An 18,613-nucleotide genomic window follows, 5' to 3' on the forward strand; every position below is an offset into this window, starting at 1 on the left:
CTTTGAAGGTAGGCGCAAGATTTCGTTTGGAAACCACCTTTTCTTCCATTTCTTCTAGAGGAAGTGTCAGTTGCATGGTATAATGATCATTAGTAGTCGTCAGATTACGCATAAAAACCGTCCCTTCGTGAAATGTTTGTGTGGTAACTTTCATTTTACAGGAAAAGACGGTTTTTTTGTGTACATTTTTTAACATTCAACAAAAACGGGGCGTCAGCAGTCAGTTTTCACTGGCTTTCTGGACAGCCCCATCGTTCGAAAATCTAATCCGATTTATTGCACGTGTCTCTCACCGGCCTGCCAACGGAAGATAGACCGCCGTATAGTAGGCCGTTATCAGCAGCCCTGCCATCATCCCCACGAACCATAAGTCGGTGCGGGAATATCGGGTGGTATAATAATAGGTTCGCGTCGCCCCCATCTGAAACCGCTTGGCCTCCATGGCCACAGCGATTCTCTGTGCCCTGCGGATGCTCTGGGCAAGCAGAGGCACCGCATAAGCGCTCAAGCGCTCATACATCCCGCGAAATCCCCGGGCAAACCGTGTCCCGCGTACCTTCAAGGCGTCCGTACGGGTCTGATAATCATCCCAGACAGCAGGCAGCATCCGGATGGAAGCGATGAAGCTGTAGGCATACTTGGACGGCAGCCGAAACTGCTGCATTAGCGCGTAGAAGAACAGGATCGGCTTCGATGTCAAGGCGAAAATCATTCCCAGCGCGCCAAAGCTGATCGTTTTGAAACCGATCAACAAGCCATGATAGAAGCTTTCCTCGGAAATGCGGATCAATCCCCACTGCCACCAAATCTGTTCTCCTTTACCGAATAAGATCATCGTGGATGAGGAAGAAACGAAAATAACCAGGAAAGGAGCAGTGAACAGAAGCGTCTTCCTCCATGAATGCCCGCTGAACAACAGAAGCAGCAGCAGGTATACGATCATTTGATGAAGGGCAAAGTCGAAGCTCCGATTGATTAAAGCAATAACTAACAGCACAAAAAACACGACGAATTTCAATGCCGGATTAACCCGGTAAAGCCACGTTTCTTTAAGGGGCGTAAACAAATTCATGCTTATCACACCTCCATGGCTCCGGCGATTCCACGACCGCCAGCCGGCCCTGCTCAATTCGCCATATTTGATCGGAGAAATAACCGGCAATATTCGGGTCATGCGTAACCATAATAATGGCCGTTCCCTTCACGCGCAGTTCTTCGAGCTTCTCCAGAATGGCGAACGTATTTCGCGCATCCTGACCGAAGGTCGGTTCATCCAGCAGCAGCACGGGCTTCTCCCCGATGACGGCGGAAGCAACGCTGAGCCGTCTTTTCTGACCGATTGATAACTGGTACGGATGTCGTCTCTCACTCATGTATAGGCCGAATGCTTCCAATGTCTGCCGAACCTTTTTACCCGCTTCCTCCTCCGGAAGCTTCTCCGGCCGGAGCGAATAAGCCAATTCGTCATATAGCGAGTTCGTAATAAATTGCATCTCCGGATTTTGAAAGACAAAAGCCAGCTCCGGAGGCGGCGGAGACTTGACGCTTTTTTTCCCGCGGCCTTTAACCGTCTGCCGAACCGGCTTCCCGCACAGCCAATACGTGCCTGATGTAGGAAGCAACTGCATGATCGATTGCAATAAAGTGCTTTTGCCTGCCCCGTTGGCGCCCACGACGGAAATCCATTCTCCGGGAAGCACCTCTGCCTGGGGCACCTCAATTTTCGCTTCTTCTCCGCGGAAACCGGCAAAATCCCGCAGAACCAGGACAGGCGCCGCAGTCCCCGAAGCGGCTTGGCGTTCCTTCTGTCTCACCTCTTGCAGCGCCTGATAAGCTTCCGTCCTGATATAATCCTTCCATACGTCCGGGTACCAGATTCCGTATTGGACAAGCTCTTCCTTATGGCTTCGAAAGATTTCATCCGGTTCGCCATCGGCAAGAATAGCCCCATTCCCGTCAAACAGCACCACCCGATCCACCCAATCGATGACATGCTCTATTTTGTGCTCCACGATGAATAGCGTTGTATCGGCAGAAACCTCCTTCACCGCCGCCCAAATCTGCTCCGTCCCTTCCGGATCAAGCAGCGCCGAGGGCTCGTCGAGAAAGAGAACATCCGGCTGCAAAAGCATAACGGAGGCCAGCGCCAGCCGCTGCTTCATTCCTTGCGAGAGCGTCTGAATCGGCGTATGAAGGTTATCAAAAGACAGCCCCACTGTGGCAAGAATCTGCTCCATATGCCGCTCCATCTGATCTCGCGGAACCGATAGATTTTCCAGTACGAAGGCCAATTCTTCATCTACATAAGGCATGCAAAATTGCGTGTCCGGATCTTGGAACACAAAGCCCCAATGAGGCGGTCGCTGAATAGAGTCATATTTAAGCGGCACTTCTATGGAATCCGGAATAATTCCGCTGAGCACCTGCAAGAGCGTAGATTTACCACAGCCGCTCGGCCCCAGAAGCAATACCTTTTGCCCCTGAGGAACGGCGAAGGAGAGGTCCTTGAAAATCAAGGACGACTCTCCCGGAAACTTTAATCTTAAGTTAGAGACATAGATGAATGATGCCGCTTGATCTAGCAAAACTACCACCTCGAAAAGAGGGCTTGCAGGAGCTCCCGATTTGAATTCCCCTTGCCTTGACCTGAATCATCGCAGGTAGGCCATCGAAGTCCTGCAGCATATTTGCCTGGGGTTTCCTCATGGTTTAAGTTTCCAAGTATTTATAAGTGAACGGGAATATCCATTTTCACCGGTCTAAAGAAGTGTAATCTTCCTTGGAGACCGGCCGGATTAAGTTGGTCACCCCGGTTCTTTCCAGCGCCCGGACCAGGAAATAAGCGAATACCCCGGAAAACACAAACGCGCTAATGGTGCGCAAACCGTACTTGAGCACGAGCATCCAGGCTTCATAATTGGCATAGCCGTGGTAGAGGTCCACGACAAAAGAGCCCAAACCTGCCATAACGCCTGCGACTCCGGCCGCAACAACCCCCGCTTTGCGGTAACGCAACGCAGCGAAAACCAATTCCGCCCCTAAACCTTGGACAAAGCCATAAAGGATCGTTTCCAAGCCCCATGCGGAGCCTAACAGTGACGAGACATTGGCGGCAGCAAGACTTGCGAGCAAAGCAACTCCCGGCTTGCGAACGAGCAGATAGGCAAAAGGTCCGGCCATAAACCACATGCCATAAGTCAATTGACCTGCTTGCAGAAAAAGCGGCTTAACCAGCCCATACACGCTATCCCATAATTTAAAAATGATACCGAATACTAAAGCGATCATAACTGTAATCAATATATCGGAAAACTTCAATTTTTTATTACCGGCTTCATGTTTCTGCATTATCCCCTTCTCCTTTTCCCATTTTTTGGAATAAAAAAACCGCCTGGAATGCACAGACGGAGAAAGGGTCCCTTTTTCAAAATATTTTCTCTACGCTGGCATTATCCAGTTCAGATTAACGGTCAGTAGCGGTATAACGGCTACAATCTCAGCCTGACTCCTCAAGCCCCCGGATCTATTCGGTTGTAATCGCCCATATCATACAACATTCCCGATATTCTGGCAATAGTCAATTAAATACTTAACCAATGAATCCACCACGACGCTTACCATTATACGTTATTTCGAGGCGTCGGCCGAAAGAGTCTTTGACGCGTGGCTGAACCCGGAAATGATGAGAAAATGGTTTTTTACGAGAGAATCGACGAATAAAGTCACGAGAAATGTATCGCTATATTACTTTTTTTGCATCATTCTATCGTTTTTTCCGCTCATAGTGTTACCTGGATTCGTTACAATCCCGCTGCGCCTGTTTCTGCCCAAATAAGGCGGCCCAGTTTTGTTAGAACGCTGGGGAAACTCCCCGGCGCGATTCCCCTCTAAATCTACATTTAGAATCGATGATTTTTATTGAACGATCGTAATTTGGTGTCGACTTTTCCCGGGAAATAATCGCAAACTAACCCTGAATGATTAGATAATATCAGTTGGCCCCTTCCTTCCAGAGGTTCATTCCTGCTTGATCGTGCCTGCAGAAAGAGGACAGCAACCGGACAATAAACACGAAAAAGGACCGGGCTCAAATGATCCTGAAAACACCTGAGCCGGCCCTTCTACAGGTCGATACGTTAGTTTATTATCCTCGCAATTCCCGTATAGCCTGCGGGAAGCCGGACTTCAATCTGCTGTCCTCGCGGCGCGCGAACCTCGATCTCCATCTGCCTGCGTTCTTCGTCCGCCCGCCAGAAGACATCGATCCGGCCCGCTTCGGGAAGCGGCACACTTCCCCGGGCCCAGAATAATCCGCACGGATTCGGCTCCACCAGCACCTTCTCCCAACCGGGGGCCTGCGGCCTCACCCCCAGAATATACGCTCCCAGGAAATAACCCGGCGCAGCGGACCAAGCGTGGCAGTGGCTGCGGGTCAAGAAGTTCGGATTCGTCCGATTCTCCTTAAAGCTCGGATACATCTCCCAGCAGGCGGTCGCTTCATACTCGATCATTTGTCCGTAATTGCGGCGAATATCGTCGAGCATGTGTGACAGCTTCCCGGTCCGCGCCAAAGCCTCGTAATAGAAGAACGACATGAACGGACTGCCGATTTGTACAAAAGAAGCCGGCGGATCAAGCAAATATCCTTTCAGCGCTTCCTTTCTCGGCCCATCTGCGATATCGCACAGAAAGGCGGCCACTTGCGTCTGCATGCTGAAAATTCCGGAACGGCGCCCGTCTGCATGAATGCAATCCAGATAGGCCCTTTTCTCTTCTGACCACAAATGCTTGTTCATCGCCGCTTTCAGAAGGTTAGCCCATTGTTTAAACGAGTCGGCTTCTTCCGCATCCCCGGCGATCAGGGCCAATTCCGCCCCGCTGTTCAGCGCTTTAACCAGAAAAGCATTCTGGTGGGTGACCACACCGTCATTCGGCTGATCGATCGGCGCCCAATCGAGCAAATTCCACGCCTTGATATTAAAAAGCCCGTTATCGTCGATATGCTGCACATAGTGATTAAGCGTATAGCGGATAGAAGGCCACATTTCCCTTGCAAATTCCGTTTGCCCGGTCTGCTCGTAATGCTCCTTAGAGGCCATGACCCAGAAAAACGTCCAGTTCGGAATGACACTGCTCCAGCCGCTTGGCACTTGATCGGCATACAAGGGTGTCTGGGCCTTCGATCCAGGCACAAGACGCAAGCATCTTTCCGTCAGCTCCGGAGCGGAAAATAAATAATTCCCAATTAATGCCTCATTGCGGCTGTCCCCTACCCAAAACGCTTGCTCATACGCGGGACAATCGACAAAAGTATCCTCCATGCACAGTTTAGTCGTGTCCCGGCTAATTTGCCAAATATCGTTCAACAGCGCATCCGAACAGTGGAAACGGCCGATTTCTGCTACCGGATAGATGTTCTGAACAAGACGGACGCTGTAAATGTGAACAGGATTCCGAGCATTCCTGACGGTCACCATAAGGTAGCGGAACCCCCGTCTGACCGGCGATTTATACGTCTGCCTGCCTTTTTTTGCCACGTATCTTAAGGTGTTATCCAGTCCGTACGTATGTTGAATATACTCGTCTCGCATATATTCATACCCATAAAAATCAATTACTGTTCCTTCCGCGCAATCCAACTCAAACTCAATATATCCGACCGTTTCCTTGCCGAAGTCTATGATCATCTCCGTATCGGCCCCTTCGTATAAGGGCACTCGGGCAGGAAGTCCGTCGGCTGTCACCAGGTGCTGAAGCGCATGCGGAACCGGTTGTGATTCGCTTGCCTTCTTCCACACATGATGGCTAAACACATCATCATCGCGATACAAGCCGAGAGGCACGGGGCGCAAACGATCGGCATACGGCGTTAATTCCTCCGCCTGCGAAACCGTGCGAACCGTCAAATAATCCTCATGTTCCATATTTAACCGCCTGCCAGGCTGGTGATCTATCACCTCTATCGTATCGAAGGGTCCAATTCCAACGAACGGAGAATACTTCGTCCCATCTATTCCGGACAACGGAGAGATTAGCTCGATCGGAGCTTCCCCATCGATACCGATGCGGAATCCATGCCCGTGATCGATTCCACTCACATCGACCATTAATAAATGATCGCCCGCCTGAAGCTCAATATCCACATATCTCTCCGGGGCTTCTCCGTAGAACGGCTCGGCGGCCATCTCCTTGCCGTCCAGGGTTACCGTACCCACATTCACAAATGCCGCGGGAAAGCCTAACGTGACTTTCCCACCGGCGGAGACTCGGACAACGGTCGCCAAATAGCCGACAAAACCGACCGGATTCGCATGCTCCCGGCTGTCGGGCACCATATGGCCGCGAACATCAATGTAAGCATTCCAGGAGATCGGCTGCACCTTCTTCAACACTTCTACCCGGATCGGATAGATCGTTTCCTCCGTCAGAGGAGGAATATCCCTGGGCACTAGAGAGGTCCATGGCTCCATCCCCGGCGCCCCCAATTCTTCGGCTGGTAGCCAGGCTTCATCGGAATAGGACCGATCCTTCCATGCGGAATCGAATAGTCTGGCATCTATTCGCTCGGCGAAGGCTTGCTGGCAGGACATTCGAGGGGCCCTGCCGTCTTGGCCGGGATGACGCAGCGTTCGCCAGCTTCCATCTGTAACCAGACAGCCCAAGCTTGTTCCCGTTTCGTCGGCCATACGAAGCTGCGCCAACAATCCTCCCCTTCCCTTCAAGTAATAAAAGGTAGACAAACCGAAGTGCATCACCATTACGGCAACGGTATTATCTTCACCCGGCCGGATATAGGCGGATACGTCATACGTATCATAGGACTGTTCTGTCGGCCACGATCTTACCGGCCCTCGCCCCGCCTCCTGTCCATTGACGAACAAAACATACCGGGAATCGGCCGTAATATCAAGCCAGGCTTGCGCGCATCCGCCCTCTTGGATCTGGAACGTTGTGCGGAACAAGCGCCATTGATTACGGGAACTGCTTTCGTCACCTCCCCATATCCATTTCGCCTGCTCAGACCATATAATTTGCACAATTCTTCCCTCCTCGTTTCACCGTATTTTCTTCATTGTAGCGAGAACGGCATAGAAGAAAGGGGTTGATCACGACATTCTTGAGGGGTAAAATGTCATCTAATCCAACTTGGAAAAGGGGAGAACACGAAATGACTAGCAAACAAAGAAATAAAAGAATCGAAGAAATGACGGTCAAATCTAGGGATGAGGGAGCCAATGAGATGGCCATCCAACGAGGTAATAAGCAAACCCATGAGATGGCAGTCAAACGAACGGTGGAGCGGACCAGCGGGGAGTTGTTTTTTCGGGAATCTCTGCCCATTTATGTCAATCGGGTAAGCGAATCCTTTCAATTAGCTGAGCACTTTCACGATTTCGCGGAAATTTGCTACGTCGCGGAAGGGCGGGGCTTTCATTATATCGACAATGAAACGTTAGCTGTCACGGCCGGCGACTTGTTCTTCATCCCTATCGGCACCGCCCATGTATTTCGGCCCTCCAGCTTGCGGCAGGACCGTTCCCTTGTAGTCTACAATTGTATTTTTCAAACCGAGCAGCTTCAGGAATTAACCGGCTATCCTTTGGAACAAGAAATCACCTCTGCGTTAAGCGGAAAGCTTCCAGGAGAAAACCGCTGGCTGCATGTTCGTGAACAGCACGGGGAATTCAAATACGTGATGCATCGTCTGCTCACGGAATATGAAACCAAGCAGCACGGGTACCGTGCTCAATTGCTCGCTTTCCTCCTCGAGCTTGTGGTCCTTCTGCAGCGTCTGCAACAACCGACCGGCGAAGCAAAGCCTTCTCCCGATGCGGCCGACAAAGTGGCAGCTATGAAACAATACATCCACCTTCATTTTCAGCAGCCCGTTACCATTGAAGATGTAGCGGCCGCAGCCAACACCGGCCCCCGGCAAGGACAACGCTTATTCAAACATATAGTGGGGAAGACCATCTTGAGCTATGTACAAGAACAGCGCATTCATCGTGCTTGCGAGCTGTTAAGCCGCCCCAAAACTACGGTTCTGGAAGCGGCGCATCATTGCGGCTATGAGGATTTAAAGCATTTTACCCGGCTGTTTAAAAAGCAAACCGGAGTCACGCCTCGCCAATACCGCTTGCTGAAGCAGAGGTGAAGAGGCTCCCTTTTTCAGATGAAAGAAATAGTCATACCCTCACCATAGATATCTTCTAAAATCTTCTTCGAATACTCCGCCAACTTCTGTTGTACTAGAAGTCAATTCTAATGTCATTCTAGAAGTCCCTTGAGATTTTTACTTATAATGAAAGGAGCGAATCAGCCGGAAACACCAGGCCAATCTGCCTCCTGGCCTCGTCCGTAATCTTCATGACGGATAAAGAATGAGCATGGGAATTGACTGCAGACTCAAGCTTGACGTCTGTTAATAGCCGTACAAACTCCTGAACCTCGTATTTCATCGTGTTACCCGTCTGCACTTGAGTAATATCGTCCAGCGATCCGTCTCTGTATCGAATTTCGACCTTCCCGGGCTCATTGATTTTATCGATGACGATCGTCCCGTTTTCCCCCTGAATTTCGGTAGACAGATGCGAATTCGTTATTTTTGAATACATGATGACCGCATCCATCTCTTTATATTTCAAGAGCAGGCTTCCTTCCCCGTCCACTCCCGAATCGAGCATGATGGCGTTTGCCTTGATTAGCTCAGGCATACCGAATAGAACGACCATAGGGTAAATGCAGTAAACTCCCAGGTCCATTAAAGAGCCATTGGAAAAAACGGGGTTAAACGCGTTGAGAACCGTCCCTTGTTTGAACGCATCATAGCGTGAAGAATATTGACAGTAGCTTGCAAAATAGCGCCGGATGGGCCCGATCTTATGCAGATTGTCCTGGATGGCGCGAAAATTCGGCAGCAAAGTGGACTTTAGAGCCTCCATCAGGAGCACGTTATTTTTTGCGGCTGTCTCTATCATTTTTTTCGTTTCGTTGGCGTGGGAAGCTATCGGCTTTTCGCATAAGACGTGCTTTCTGTGATTCATACAAAGAATGGCCTGCTCGGCATGAAAAGAAGTCGGACTCGCGATGTAGACAGCATCGAATTCGTCACTGGCAACCATTTTTTCTAAGTCGGTGTATAGATTTGGAATATCGTGCTTGGCTGCAAATTCTTTGGCCCTCGCTTCCGTCCGCGAATAGACAGCAGTCAATTCCACCTGCCCAGTCTCGCGGGCGGCTTGGATGAAGCTGTCGGTAATCCAGTTAGTTCCAATAACCGCAAATCGGATCATGGTGTAACCCTCCTAATAGATTTCGTGACTAAACTAAATCATGAATAAGCACGAAGTAAAGATATTAATCACATTAAGGTTCAACTGAAATATCAGCACTTGATTACCAGCCCAACACCCGTTGGTCGTTCCCTTTAATGTAGAGTGATCGCCCCAAGCTGCCCGCAATTTCGCAAATGGCTAACTTTTATTTCATCGTGCCTGGCACTTGTGAAAGCGAATGAGCGCAGATCTACAACTATTTCATCACATCTGGCACTTTTGGAGCGAATTAAGTGCAGATCTCAGAATGTTGAAAAAGCATCCACGTGGCTTGTATGCGCCCTATCCGCCGAGCCCCTTGCATAGTCAAATAGACGTACAAATGGGCGAAAGATGGATGCGAACAAGTGCGGTTTGTACGAAATATCATACAGTCGGACATGCGTATGCCGCGGAGGTTTCGCTTTTGTATGAATAATCGTTCAAATGCGCACGCCAGTTCCGTGAAAGGGTCATCTTTGTACGAAATATCGTACATCCAAACTATGTATAGGTCGCGAAGATCCGCTTTGGTATGAATAATCATACAAATGAATACACAAGATCCGTAAACCGATTTTTTCAACGCTCTGAGATCTACTACTATTTCATCGCATTTGGCACTTTTGGAGCTAGCTCTAAGTCGGTTTGCCTGCGTAATCGATTTATAACTGGAGTTCTACCTTACTCGCGCGGGCGAGTCCGGTTAGTCGGAGCGGCGCTGCGCGGGTCGTCGGGCCAATAATGCTTGGGATAGCGTCCTTTGAGGTCTTTTTTTACCTCGAAATAGGTATTCTGCCAAAAGCTCGCCAAGTCGCGAGTCACTTGAACCGGACGCTGCGCAGGAGACAATAGATGTAACGTTAATGGAACTCTTCCCCTTAGAATGCGCGGTGTCTCCGTAAGCCCAAACAGCTCCTGAAGACGGACGGCCAGTACCGGAGTCGCGGGATCGCTGTAATCGACGGGAATCCGCGAACCGCTGGGAACGGTCAGATGGCTCGGAGCCAGCACGTCCAATTCCCGGCGCTGCTCCCAGGAGAGCATCGCTTCGAGAATCGCCGCTAGATCGAGCCGCTGCACTTCGTCCCGGCTCTTCAAGCCGTACAGATGCGGGCCCAGCCAGGCGTCGAGCTCCGCGCCAAGCGCTGCATCGGACACGTCCGGCCAGCCGGGCTCCTGCTGCTGCACGAAGCCCAGACGCTGCTGAAGCCGCCGAGCCGTCTTGGTCCACGGCAGAAGCGCAAGCCCTTCCGCAGCGATTCCCTGCAGCAGCGCCTGCCTGGCGGCTTCCGGATCCGGATCCGCCAGCGGCGCATCCCGGAGCACCAGCGCGCCCAGCCGCTCACGCCGCCTCGCCCGCACCGCCTGCGCCGAAGAGTCCCAAGCGACGATGTCCTCCGCAGCGATTCGCTCCCCGAATCGCTCCTCCAGGTCGCTTAGCTCCACCGGCGCCGCCAGGTAGATGCGCCCTTCCGGCCCCTGGTCGTCCAGCTCGGCTGCGACCAGCCAGGGCGCCTGGCTGAGCGGCTGCGCGCCGGCCAAGGCGGCTCCGCGGCCGCTGGCGAGCAGGAAGCGGCCGCCGGCCTTCCGCTGCGCGATGCGGTCGGGATAGGCGAAGGCCAGCAGCAATCCGCTGGCCTCGATATCGCCTCCCCGACCCGGACCCGCAGCGGGCAGCCCGCCAGCGGCGGCGCTTCCGCGGCCCGGCCCAGGCGCGGGGAGCCCGAGCGCGCGCTTCCAGCGCTCGGCTTCCGCCGCGATTCGCCGGCACGCCGCATGGTCCGCAGCGGGGCTGTGCGCCTGAGCCGCAGCGGGGCCGCGTGCCGACGCCGCGGCTCCCGAGCGCCCGGTCCCGGCGGCGGCGCGCACCGCCTCCACGCGGAGGCGCAGGTCCGCATCCGCAGCGGCGGCTTGGCCTCGCAGCGGATCGCGCTCGCTGAGGAGCGCCGCCAGCTCGCAAGCGAGGTCCCCCAGGCCAAGTTCTTGTGCCTGGAGGACCATGTGCGCGAGCCGGGGATGGAGCCCCAGCTCGGCCATCCTCCGGCCGTGCGGGGTGACGGCCCCGCTCTCGCTCAGCGCGCCGAGCTGGGCCAGCAGCTCCCGCGCCTGAGCCAGCGCGGCCGCGGGCGGGGCGTCAAGCCAGCGGAGCTCCAGCGGATCGGCGACGCCCCACACGGCAAGCTCGAGCGCCAGCGGGGCGAGGTCCGCCTCCAGCAGCTCCGGAAGGCTCTGCGGGGCCAGCCGCCGATCGTCCTGTTCCGTCCACAGACGGTAACAGACGCCCGGTCCTTGACGGCCCGCTCTTCCCTGGCGCTGGTCGGCGGACGCCCGCGACACCGGTACGGTCTCGAGCCTCGTCATTCCGGTGCGAGGCGAAAACCGGGGAACGCGCATAAGCCCGCTGTCGATGACGATGCGAACTCCTGCGACCGTCAGACTGGTCTCGGCAATCGATGTAGCCAGCACCACCTTGCGCTTCCCCGGAGGGCACTCCGCGACAGCGTGGTCTTGCGCCTCCGCCGGCAATCCTCCGTGCAGCGGCGCAATGGTTACGTGCTGCCCCACTCTATGCTCAGCAAGCATCGCTTCGACCCGCCGAATCTCGCCCGTGCCCGGCAGGAAGACAAGGATGTCGCCTTCATCGTTATTAAGCGCATGGAGTATGCTTCGGCATACCGACAGCTCCATCGATCCTTCCGACCGCTGATCCAGATAACGGGTTTCCACAGGATAGGCTTTCCCTTCACTGGCTACCACTGGCGCGCCGTCCAGAAGCCGGGCTATCGGCTCGGCCTCCAAAGTAGCCGACATAACCAATATTCTTAAATCTTCGCGAAACCAGGCTTGAGATTGCAGACATAGAGCCAGTCCAAGATCAGCCTGGAGGCTGCGTTCATGATATTCATCGAAGATAACGAGCCCCACGTCCTCCAAAGAAGGGTCCTCTTGAAGAAGACGGGTAAGCACCCCTTCCGTAATGACTTCTATTCTTGTCTTTGGGCCTATCCGGGTATCTAGCCGGACCCGATACCCTACCGTTTCCCCTACCCGTTCCCCGAGAAGGGCAGCCATATAACGCGCAGCAGACCGGGCGGCCAAGCGACGCGGCTCCAGCATCAGAATACGGCGCCCTTCCATCCAGTGCTCGTCCACCAGAGCGAGAGGAACTCTTGTCGTTTTTCCAGCTCCCGGATCGGCCAGAAGTACCGCGCTTGTCCGGAGCTGAAGCGCCTCCCGAAGCTCAGGTATCACTTTTTCGATAGGCAATGCTGTTGTCATGATCGGCTTCCTTTCCGTGATGTGGTTGCTGTCCACGATCTCGCTCCATTATCGCTATATATCTTGAACTAAAAATAGCTCTCATTCCGTTCCGAAGGAAGGTGCCTCCGAAGCTTCCAAACAACTACACTCCTTCCCCAAAAAGTGAAGATGAGCTTCGAAGTGTTTTCGGGTACTTTTCGGGGACCAAACCGAGGTCCTTGCTTATGGAATGGGTCTTAGGATGGGAGGAAACAAGACGAAAACTGAGCGTTGAGATGCCTTGGGAGCACCTTTCTTTCTCCACTTCATGAGGTCATGAGCTATTCAATCCTTAGTTCACCGTTCAACTTCAACTTAGATAGAAAGCCTGCAATTGTGCATCCTTTCAGACCGTAATCCCCCGTTTCCGCAGCAAAGCCTGCAAACATACATCTTTTTCTCGTTCTAGGGCCTGATCGGGTCGTTTCATACGAAAATTAATGCACTATCGCAGCTCTTCTTTCGAACGAACGAATGCGATCCATAATAGATGCATTATCGCAGCTTTTACTCGAACGGTCCAATGCGATTCGTAATTATAAAGGGAGTTTTTTAGCCATTCCTATAATTTTGCAGGACTGAAGGAGTTCGCTCCTATCTTTGGCCAAAACTCGCCTTGGAAGCCTCTTTCTTTCCCTACTCCACGATCTATCCTTCCTTTAGTTCAACTTATATAGATATAGAATAACATATCTTTTTATCCGCAGTCTTTGGCTGCCGTGACTGGAAAGGACAACTAGGTCATTATATATAGAAAGCTTAAGGAGGCCTCGAAGGGCCTCCTTAAGCTTTCTATAAGCCGATTGGGATTTCCCCCTGCTTATGACCCGCTATCTTTTGGTGAATCAGTTATTTTCGTAACGATCATAAGCGGCTTTATACACCTTCAAGTACTCGTCTACGCCCATTTTTTTCACTTTCTCGACATAGCTGTCCCATTCGCTGAACGGCAAGTCTCCGCTGACGAACTTGGCTTCCATCTCTCCGATAAAGGTATGGATGTCGCTTCCAGTCGACTGCATAAATTCGGTCTCTTCCGGCAAGAAGTTGAAGTTATACCAGAGATCCTTGATCCGATCTGGCTCGGCTTTTTCCCCAACGGCTACCGATTCCGGCAAAGTTTCCGAGCCTTTGAAATATTTTTCCTGAACGTATCCCGGGTAGCTTCCGCCCATCCAGGTAACATATTTGGTCAAAGCTTGATCGAGAGTCAGTCCGTCCGGATTGTTCTTGATCGCGTCCACGAATTCCAGCTTTCCGTCCGGTGTTTCCGTATAGGAGACATCCTTTTGCCCCATAAAATAGAAAGTGGCTCCCTCATCTCCGTAGAAATGATCCATCCATCGCACAGTCGCTTCCGGATGTTTGTTTTTATCAGTGATCACAAAGGCTCCCGGCCAGACCATCGGAACTTTGATATGGCTGTACAGCTTGTCCCCGTGCGGCCCTTCCAAAGCGCCCAGGCCAAAATAGTTTTCCCCGTTAAATTGAGTTTTCGGGTTCGGATTGATAGTGGCGCCAAGGATGTCTTTCGCTCCCTTGGCATAGAGCTCATTGGATTTTTGCGTAAAGATCTCTTTATCGATTAACCCTTCTGCATACAATTTATGGACATATTCCAGAACTTCCTTGTATTTCGAATCGAGACGGAAGAAGCGCAGCTCATTCGTCTCCGGGTCCACATCGACAAATTTATGTCCAAGACCTCTCGTGCCTACCCCCCAAGCTCCTTTTAACTGATCGATCAGAGGGTTTATGCCCGTACCGCTGTAAGGAATTTCATCTGCTTGTCCGTTTCCGTTCAGGTCGGTTTCCTTCACCGCTTTTAAGTAATTGTATAAGTCCTCCGTCGTTTTCGGCTCCGGCATGTTCAGCTTGTCCAGCCAGTCCTGCTTGACCCAGAGCGGAGTGCCGATCAGCATGGGCAGGAACTCGGGATCGTAGAAGGAAGGAAAAGAATAAATATTGCCATCCGGCATCGTCAGCGCTTTTCTCAGATCGGGATACTTTTCCATCAGCGCTTTAAAATTAGGAGCGTGCTGGTCGATCAAATCGTTCAGCTTGAGAAAGACACCCTGCTCCCCGTATTTCAACAAATCGGCTGCGGGCATCCGCCCCGTATAGAAGCCATCCGGATATTCTCCGTTGGCCAGAGCCAAATTCCGTTTCTCCGTCAAGCTCTCAAAGGGGACCAGTTGAAAGTTGACTTGGATATTGGACATTTTCGCATATTCTTTCCATACCAGAGTTTCCTCAAAGTTGTTGGTGTTGGTCGCCGCCTTGCCCGTAAAGAAAGTAAGCTCAATCGGCTCGTTGACGATCGGCATGCCGGTCGGGTTGAAATTAGCCTGTTCATTAGCGGCAGGCTCCTCCCCCGAAGGGTTGCCTCCCGATGCATCTTTTCCCCCGCCGCAGCCTTGCAAAAGACCTGCAGTCATTACAGACGACATTAAAATAGCAGCCCACTTCTTTTTATCCATTCTCCATTCTCCTATCCCCGTATATGTTTTTATTCGCTGCTATAGGTGCGGCCATAAAGAAAAGCCTCCATTCCGTTCCAAACGAAAGTGCCTCCTAGCTTCAAACATCATACTCCTTCCCCAAAAAGTGAAGACGAGCCTCGAAGCAATTCCAGGTACTTTTCGGGGACCCCGAATCAACAGATTCCTTCTTTATGGATGGGCCTCCGGATGGTGGGAATACAAAGCCAAAACTCGCCTTGGAGACATCTTTCTTTCTCCACTTCATGGACTTTCTTATTGCCGACAATATAGAAGCTTGCATGGTTCAGCCCTTAAGGGCCCCGATCATAACGCCTTTAACAAAATATTTCTGCAGAAAAGGATACAGCAGCAGGACCGGCAAATTGGCGACGACGACGATGGCATATTTGATGGCCTCGGCTTCCATTAACGTTTTGGCGTGAGATTCGTCGCCGGCATTAACCATTTCCTCCATTTGTCCCTGAATGAGAATTTCCCTTAAGAACAGTTGAAGCGGATATTTATCTCTATCGCTTAAATAAATGAGTGCATTGAAATAGGCATTCCAGTGGCCGACACTGTAAAACAGGATCATGACCGCGATAATGGGCATCGAAAGCGGCAGAACGATTTTCCATAAAATTTGCAAGTTGGAGCAGCCATCTATCGCCGCCGATTCCTGGATTTCCCCCGGAATGCTCGATTGGAAGAAGGTTCTCATAATAATGATGTTCCATACCGAGACGGCATTCGGAATGACGAGCGCCCAGAATGAATTGACCATCCCCAGCTGTTTCACAATCAAGTAAGTCGGAATCAAGCCGCCGCTGAAGAACAGGGTAAATACCATGATCGCCGTAATGACATGTTTTCCGGCAAAATTCGGTCTAGACAACGGATAAGCAGCCATGACGGTCATGGCCAGATTAATCGCCGTTCCGACCAGCGTGTACATAATCGTGTTCACATAGCCGGTTAAAATTTCTTTGTTTTGAAATATTTTTTCGTAGCCTGTAAAAGAAAGCGACTTGGGCAACAACCAGATTTCCCCATTCAGAACATCCTCGGGATTGCTGACCGATGCGCTCAGAACGAATAGGAGCGGATACAGTACGATGATGGAAACGATGGCAAGCAATAGGTTGATAATAACCTCAACCATCTTGTCGCCCGTGCTTTGTGCTACCATTCAAGAATCTCCCCCTAACTACCATAAGCTCGTTTGCTTCATCATTTTGGCTGCACGATTCACCATCACCAGCAGAATGAAATTAACGATGGAATTGAATAAACCGACGGCTGCGGAGAAGCTGTACTGGGACCCGATAATCCCGCTCCGGTATACGTAAGTGGAGATGACGTCCGAGCTTTCGTTATTCAGCGAGTTCTGCATCAAGAACACTTTCTCGAAGCCGACCCCCATAATGGAGCCTACATTTAATATGAGCAAAATGACAATGGTAGGCATAATGCCGGGAAGATTAATATGCCATATTCTGCGCAGCCTGGAGGCTCCGTCCACTCTGGCCGCCTCGTGCAGCTGGGGATCGATTCCAGCCAAGGCCGACAAGTAAATGATCGAACTCCAGCCCATCTGCTGCCATACTCCCGATAGGACATAGACCGTCTTGAACCAAGCCGGGTCGGTCATAAACGAAATCGGCTCCCCGCCAAACAGCTTGATCAACTGATTGATTATCCCGTTCTGCGGAGACAGAAACATAACGACTATACCGACCAAGACGACGGTCGATAGAAAGTGTGGAGCATAAGTGACGGTTTGTACGAATCGTTTATAAAACTTAAGCCGCACCTCATTGATCATTAGCGCCAATAGAATCGGTATAGGAAAGCCTACCAGCAGCTCGTACAAACTGATGCCCAGCGTATTTTTGATCAGTCTCCAGAAGAAGTAGCTGTCAAAAAAACGTTCGAAATGTTTAAATCCGACCCATGGACTTCCCCATATCCCCTTGGTCCCTATAAAATCTTTGAAGGCAATCTGCACCCCGTAGATCGGCAGATAGTGAAAGATAATAAAGTATAAGAGGACCGGAGTGATCAGCAAATAAAGGTCCCAATATTGACGGATGGATTTCAGAAGATAAGAATGTAACCTCTTTTTCTTGATGACCCCAGCCTGATTGGTCGAAGCTGCTGATTCCATTATTGGTTCTCACCTCCCTTCGTGAAGCAGTCGGTCATCATTCCGTATCCATAGCCGATGAGAAAAAGACGATAGAGAAAACATAAGCATGTCAAGAAGCCATACCCGATTACAGGAATGTTCTTTCAGCCAATGGGTTTTCTCATCGTCTCCACCCAGGTGATTGAATTTTCACGTTAATGATGCCGAACCATGATTTATTTTACAGAGCTATTGTTAGAACAGAATTAGAGCCAAGTGAATTTCTTGTAAATTTTCAGGACGGAAACGGGCCTAACATAAAAATCGGCCTCCCTTGATGGGAAGGCCGATGTGGGATTTTCAGGACAGGATCCGCTCCTGATATCAAATCGACCTCCCCCTGATGGGAAGGTCGATTTGAGCCCATTCCTTTCACTCTTTCAATGAATGGAGGATTGGGTCCTTGGAAAATGCATCGGAAGTGATAAGTTCGCACAAGCCGGTAGTCGCGCCCGGTCATCCATTGTTATATATCCTGTCATTGCTATATATCCCGTCGTTAACCTCTCAATACAATCCCGATTTTGCCGTCTTTGACCTCCACTTTATAGCTCTTAGCCCGGATTTTATCACTGATGAGAGACTTTCCGGTTTTGATTTCGAATTCCCAGCCGTGCCATGGACAACGGACGATTTCGCCCGCTCTGCCAAATTCATACTCATAGACCTCGGAAGGCATCGTCGTGCCGCAGACCATCCCCGCACACAATGGGGCTCCCTGATGGGGGCAGTAATTATAGAGAGCGTAGTATTCGCCGTCGATATGATACACGCCAATATCCCGACCTTCCACATTAACGATGACATGCCCGCCTTCCGGTACGTCCCCCGTTTCCAACACATAATGTACCGCCATATTCCCCTCCGCCTTTATAGAAATTAGCCGAGTTCCTGTACACGCGCTCTCCCGGCTAACGTTGCCGCGCTGTTCTCTTTTACCCTTCGTAGACAAAGGTCAGCAGGCAACCCTCACGGCCAACTTGGTCTCCTCGAAAATTTCCTTTTCTCCCCTCCTATTTAATAAGGTACAATCCTTCGCTATAAAGTTGTCCTGCCGCTGTCATTAAGGTGCAGAAGTGCTCTTTAATTTATCTGTTTTCGTTTTTTTCGTAATTAGAGTGCAAAAGTGCGCTTTATAATGAGCTTTTTTTGAAGATGATAGATTTTCGGAAGATTAAAGTGCGCATTTGCACTTCATTCGTCAAAATAGCTGAAAAGGTTAATTTAAGGTGTATTTTTGCACTCCATTCGTCTTATTACAAGTTAGATAAGCCTGCCTGGAAGACGCTTCGATCATAGATTCAGTAACTCTTCTTAGTCAGTCT

The 18,613-nt window shown here is 51.1% G+C and carries 12 protein-coding genes; 2 read left to right on the top strand and 10 right to left on the bottom strand.

Translation table 11 applies throughout. The features are described 5' to 3' along the window. Positions 1 to 289: 289 nt before the first annotated feature. The 3 genes from KJS69_RS12475 to KJS69_RS12485 form a co-directional block, all read right to left on the bottom strand. A complete protein-coding gene (locus tag KJS69_RS12475; protein WP_213584111.1) occupies positions 290 to 1,072 on the bottom strand; it encodes an energy-coupling factor transporter transmembrane component T family protein in 783 nt (260 codons plus the stop codon). Then, positions 1,050 to 2,516, bottom strand: a complete 1,467-nt coding sequence (locus KJS69_RS12480; protein WP_249730490.1) for an ABC transporter ATP-binding protein — start codon at positions 2,514 to 2,516, stop codon at positions 1,050 to 1,052. The genes KJS69_RS12475 and KJS69_RS12480 overlap by 23 nt, the downstream gene beginning before the upstream one ends. 235 nt (positions 2,517 to 2,751) lie before the next feature. After that, positions 2,752 to 3,348 carry an ECF transporter S component gene (locus KJS69_RS12485; protein ID WP_213584113.1) on the bottom strand — a complete coding sequence of 199 codons (597 nt, stop codon included), beginning with the start codon at positions 3,346 to 3,348 and terminating at the stop codon, positions 2,752 to 2,754. A 274-nt stretch (positions 3,349 to 3,622) separates the two neighbouring features. On the opposite strand from KJS69_RS12485, the gene KJS69_RS12490 reads away from it, so the two are divergent. Continuing rightward, a complete protein-coding gene (locus tag KJS69_RS12490) occupies positions 3,623 to 3,835 on the top strand; it encodes an SRPBCC family protein (protein ID WP_283777460.1) in 213 nt (70 codons plus the stop codon). Between the two features lie 301 nt (positions 3,836 to 4,136). Here KJS69_RS12490 and KJS69_RS12495 read toward each other — a convergent pair whose 3' ends face one another. After that, positions 4,137 to 7,037, bottom strand: coding sequence for a family 78 glycoside hydrolase catalytic domain (locus KJS69_RS12495; RefSeq protein ID WP_249730491.1), 2,901 nt, complete (start codon positions 7,035 to 7,037; stop codon positions 4,137 to 4,139). A gap of 131 nt (positions 7,038 to 7,168) precedes the next feature. Here KJS69_RS12495 and KJS69_RS12500 point away from each other — a divergent pair, with 131 nt between their 5' ends. Continuing rightward, positions 7,169 to 8,155, top strand: a complete 987-nt coding sequence (locus KJS69_RS12500) for an AraC family transcriptional regulator (RefSeq protein ID WP_213584114.1) — start codon at positions 7,169 to 7,171, stop codon at positions 8,153 to 8,155. 142 nt (positions 8,156 to 8,297) lie between these two features. Here KJS69_RS12500 and KJS69_RS12505 read toward each other — a convergent pair whose 3' ends face one another. The 6 genes from KJS69_RS12505 to KJS69_RS12530 all read right to left on the bottom strand — a co-directional run bounded on the left by KJS69_RS12505 (position 8,298) and on the right by KJS69_RS12530 (position 18,144). Further along, entirely contained in the window at positions 8,298 to 9,293 is a 996-nt protein-coding gene (locus tag KJS69_RS12505; RefSeq protein WP_213584115.1) for a Gfo/Idh/MocA family protein, read from the bottom strand. A 705-nt stretch (positions 9,294 to 9,998) separates the two neighbouring features. Further along, entirely contained in the window at positions 9,999 to 12,596 is a 2,598-nt protein-coding gene (gene hrpB / locus KJS69_RS12510; protein WP_213584393.1) for an ATP-dependent helicase HrpB, read from the bottom strand. An 866-nt stretch (positions 12,597 to 13,462) separates the two neighbouring features. After that, positions 13,463 to 15,097, bottom strand: coding sequence for an extracellular solute-binding protein (locus KJS69_RS12515; RefSeq protein ID WP_213584116.1), 1,635 nt, complete (start codon positions 15,095 to 15,097; stop codon positions 13,463 to 13,465). A gap of 307 nt (positions 15,098 to 15,404) precedes the next feature. Beyond that, entirely contained in the window at positions 15,405 to 16,289 is an 885-nt protein-coding gene (locus tag KJS69_RS12520; RefSeq protein ID WP_213584117.1) for a carbohydrate ABC transporter permease, read from the bottom strand. Between the two features lie 18 nt (positions 16,290 to 16,307). Beyond that, positions 16,308 to 17,267: an ABC transporter permease gene (locus KJS69_RS12525; RefSeq protein WP_213584118.1), complete on the bottom strand. Its 960-nt coding sequence runs from the start codon at positions 17,265 to 17,267 to the stop codon at positions 16,308 to 16,310. Between the two features lie 520 nt (positions 17,268 to 17,787). Beyond that, positions 17,788 to 18,144 (bottom strand): Rieske (2Fe-2S) protein, encoded by a 357-nt coding sequence (locus tag KJS69_RS12530; RefSeq protein WP_213584119.1) that lies wholly within the window; start codon positions 18,142 to 18,144, stop codon positions 17,788 to 17,790. Positions 18,145 to 18,613: the final 469 nt, after the last annotated feature.

It is taken from the genome of Paenibacillus sp. J2TS4 (assembly GCF_018403245.1).
Taxonomy (GTDB): domain Bacteria; phylum Bacillota; class Bacilli; order Paenibacillales; family NBRC-103111; genus Paenibacillus_L.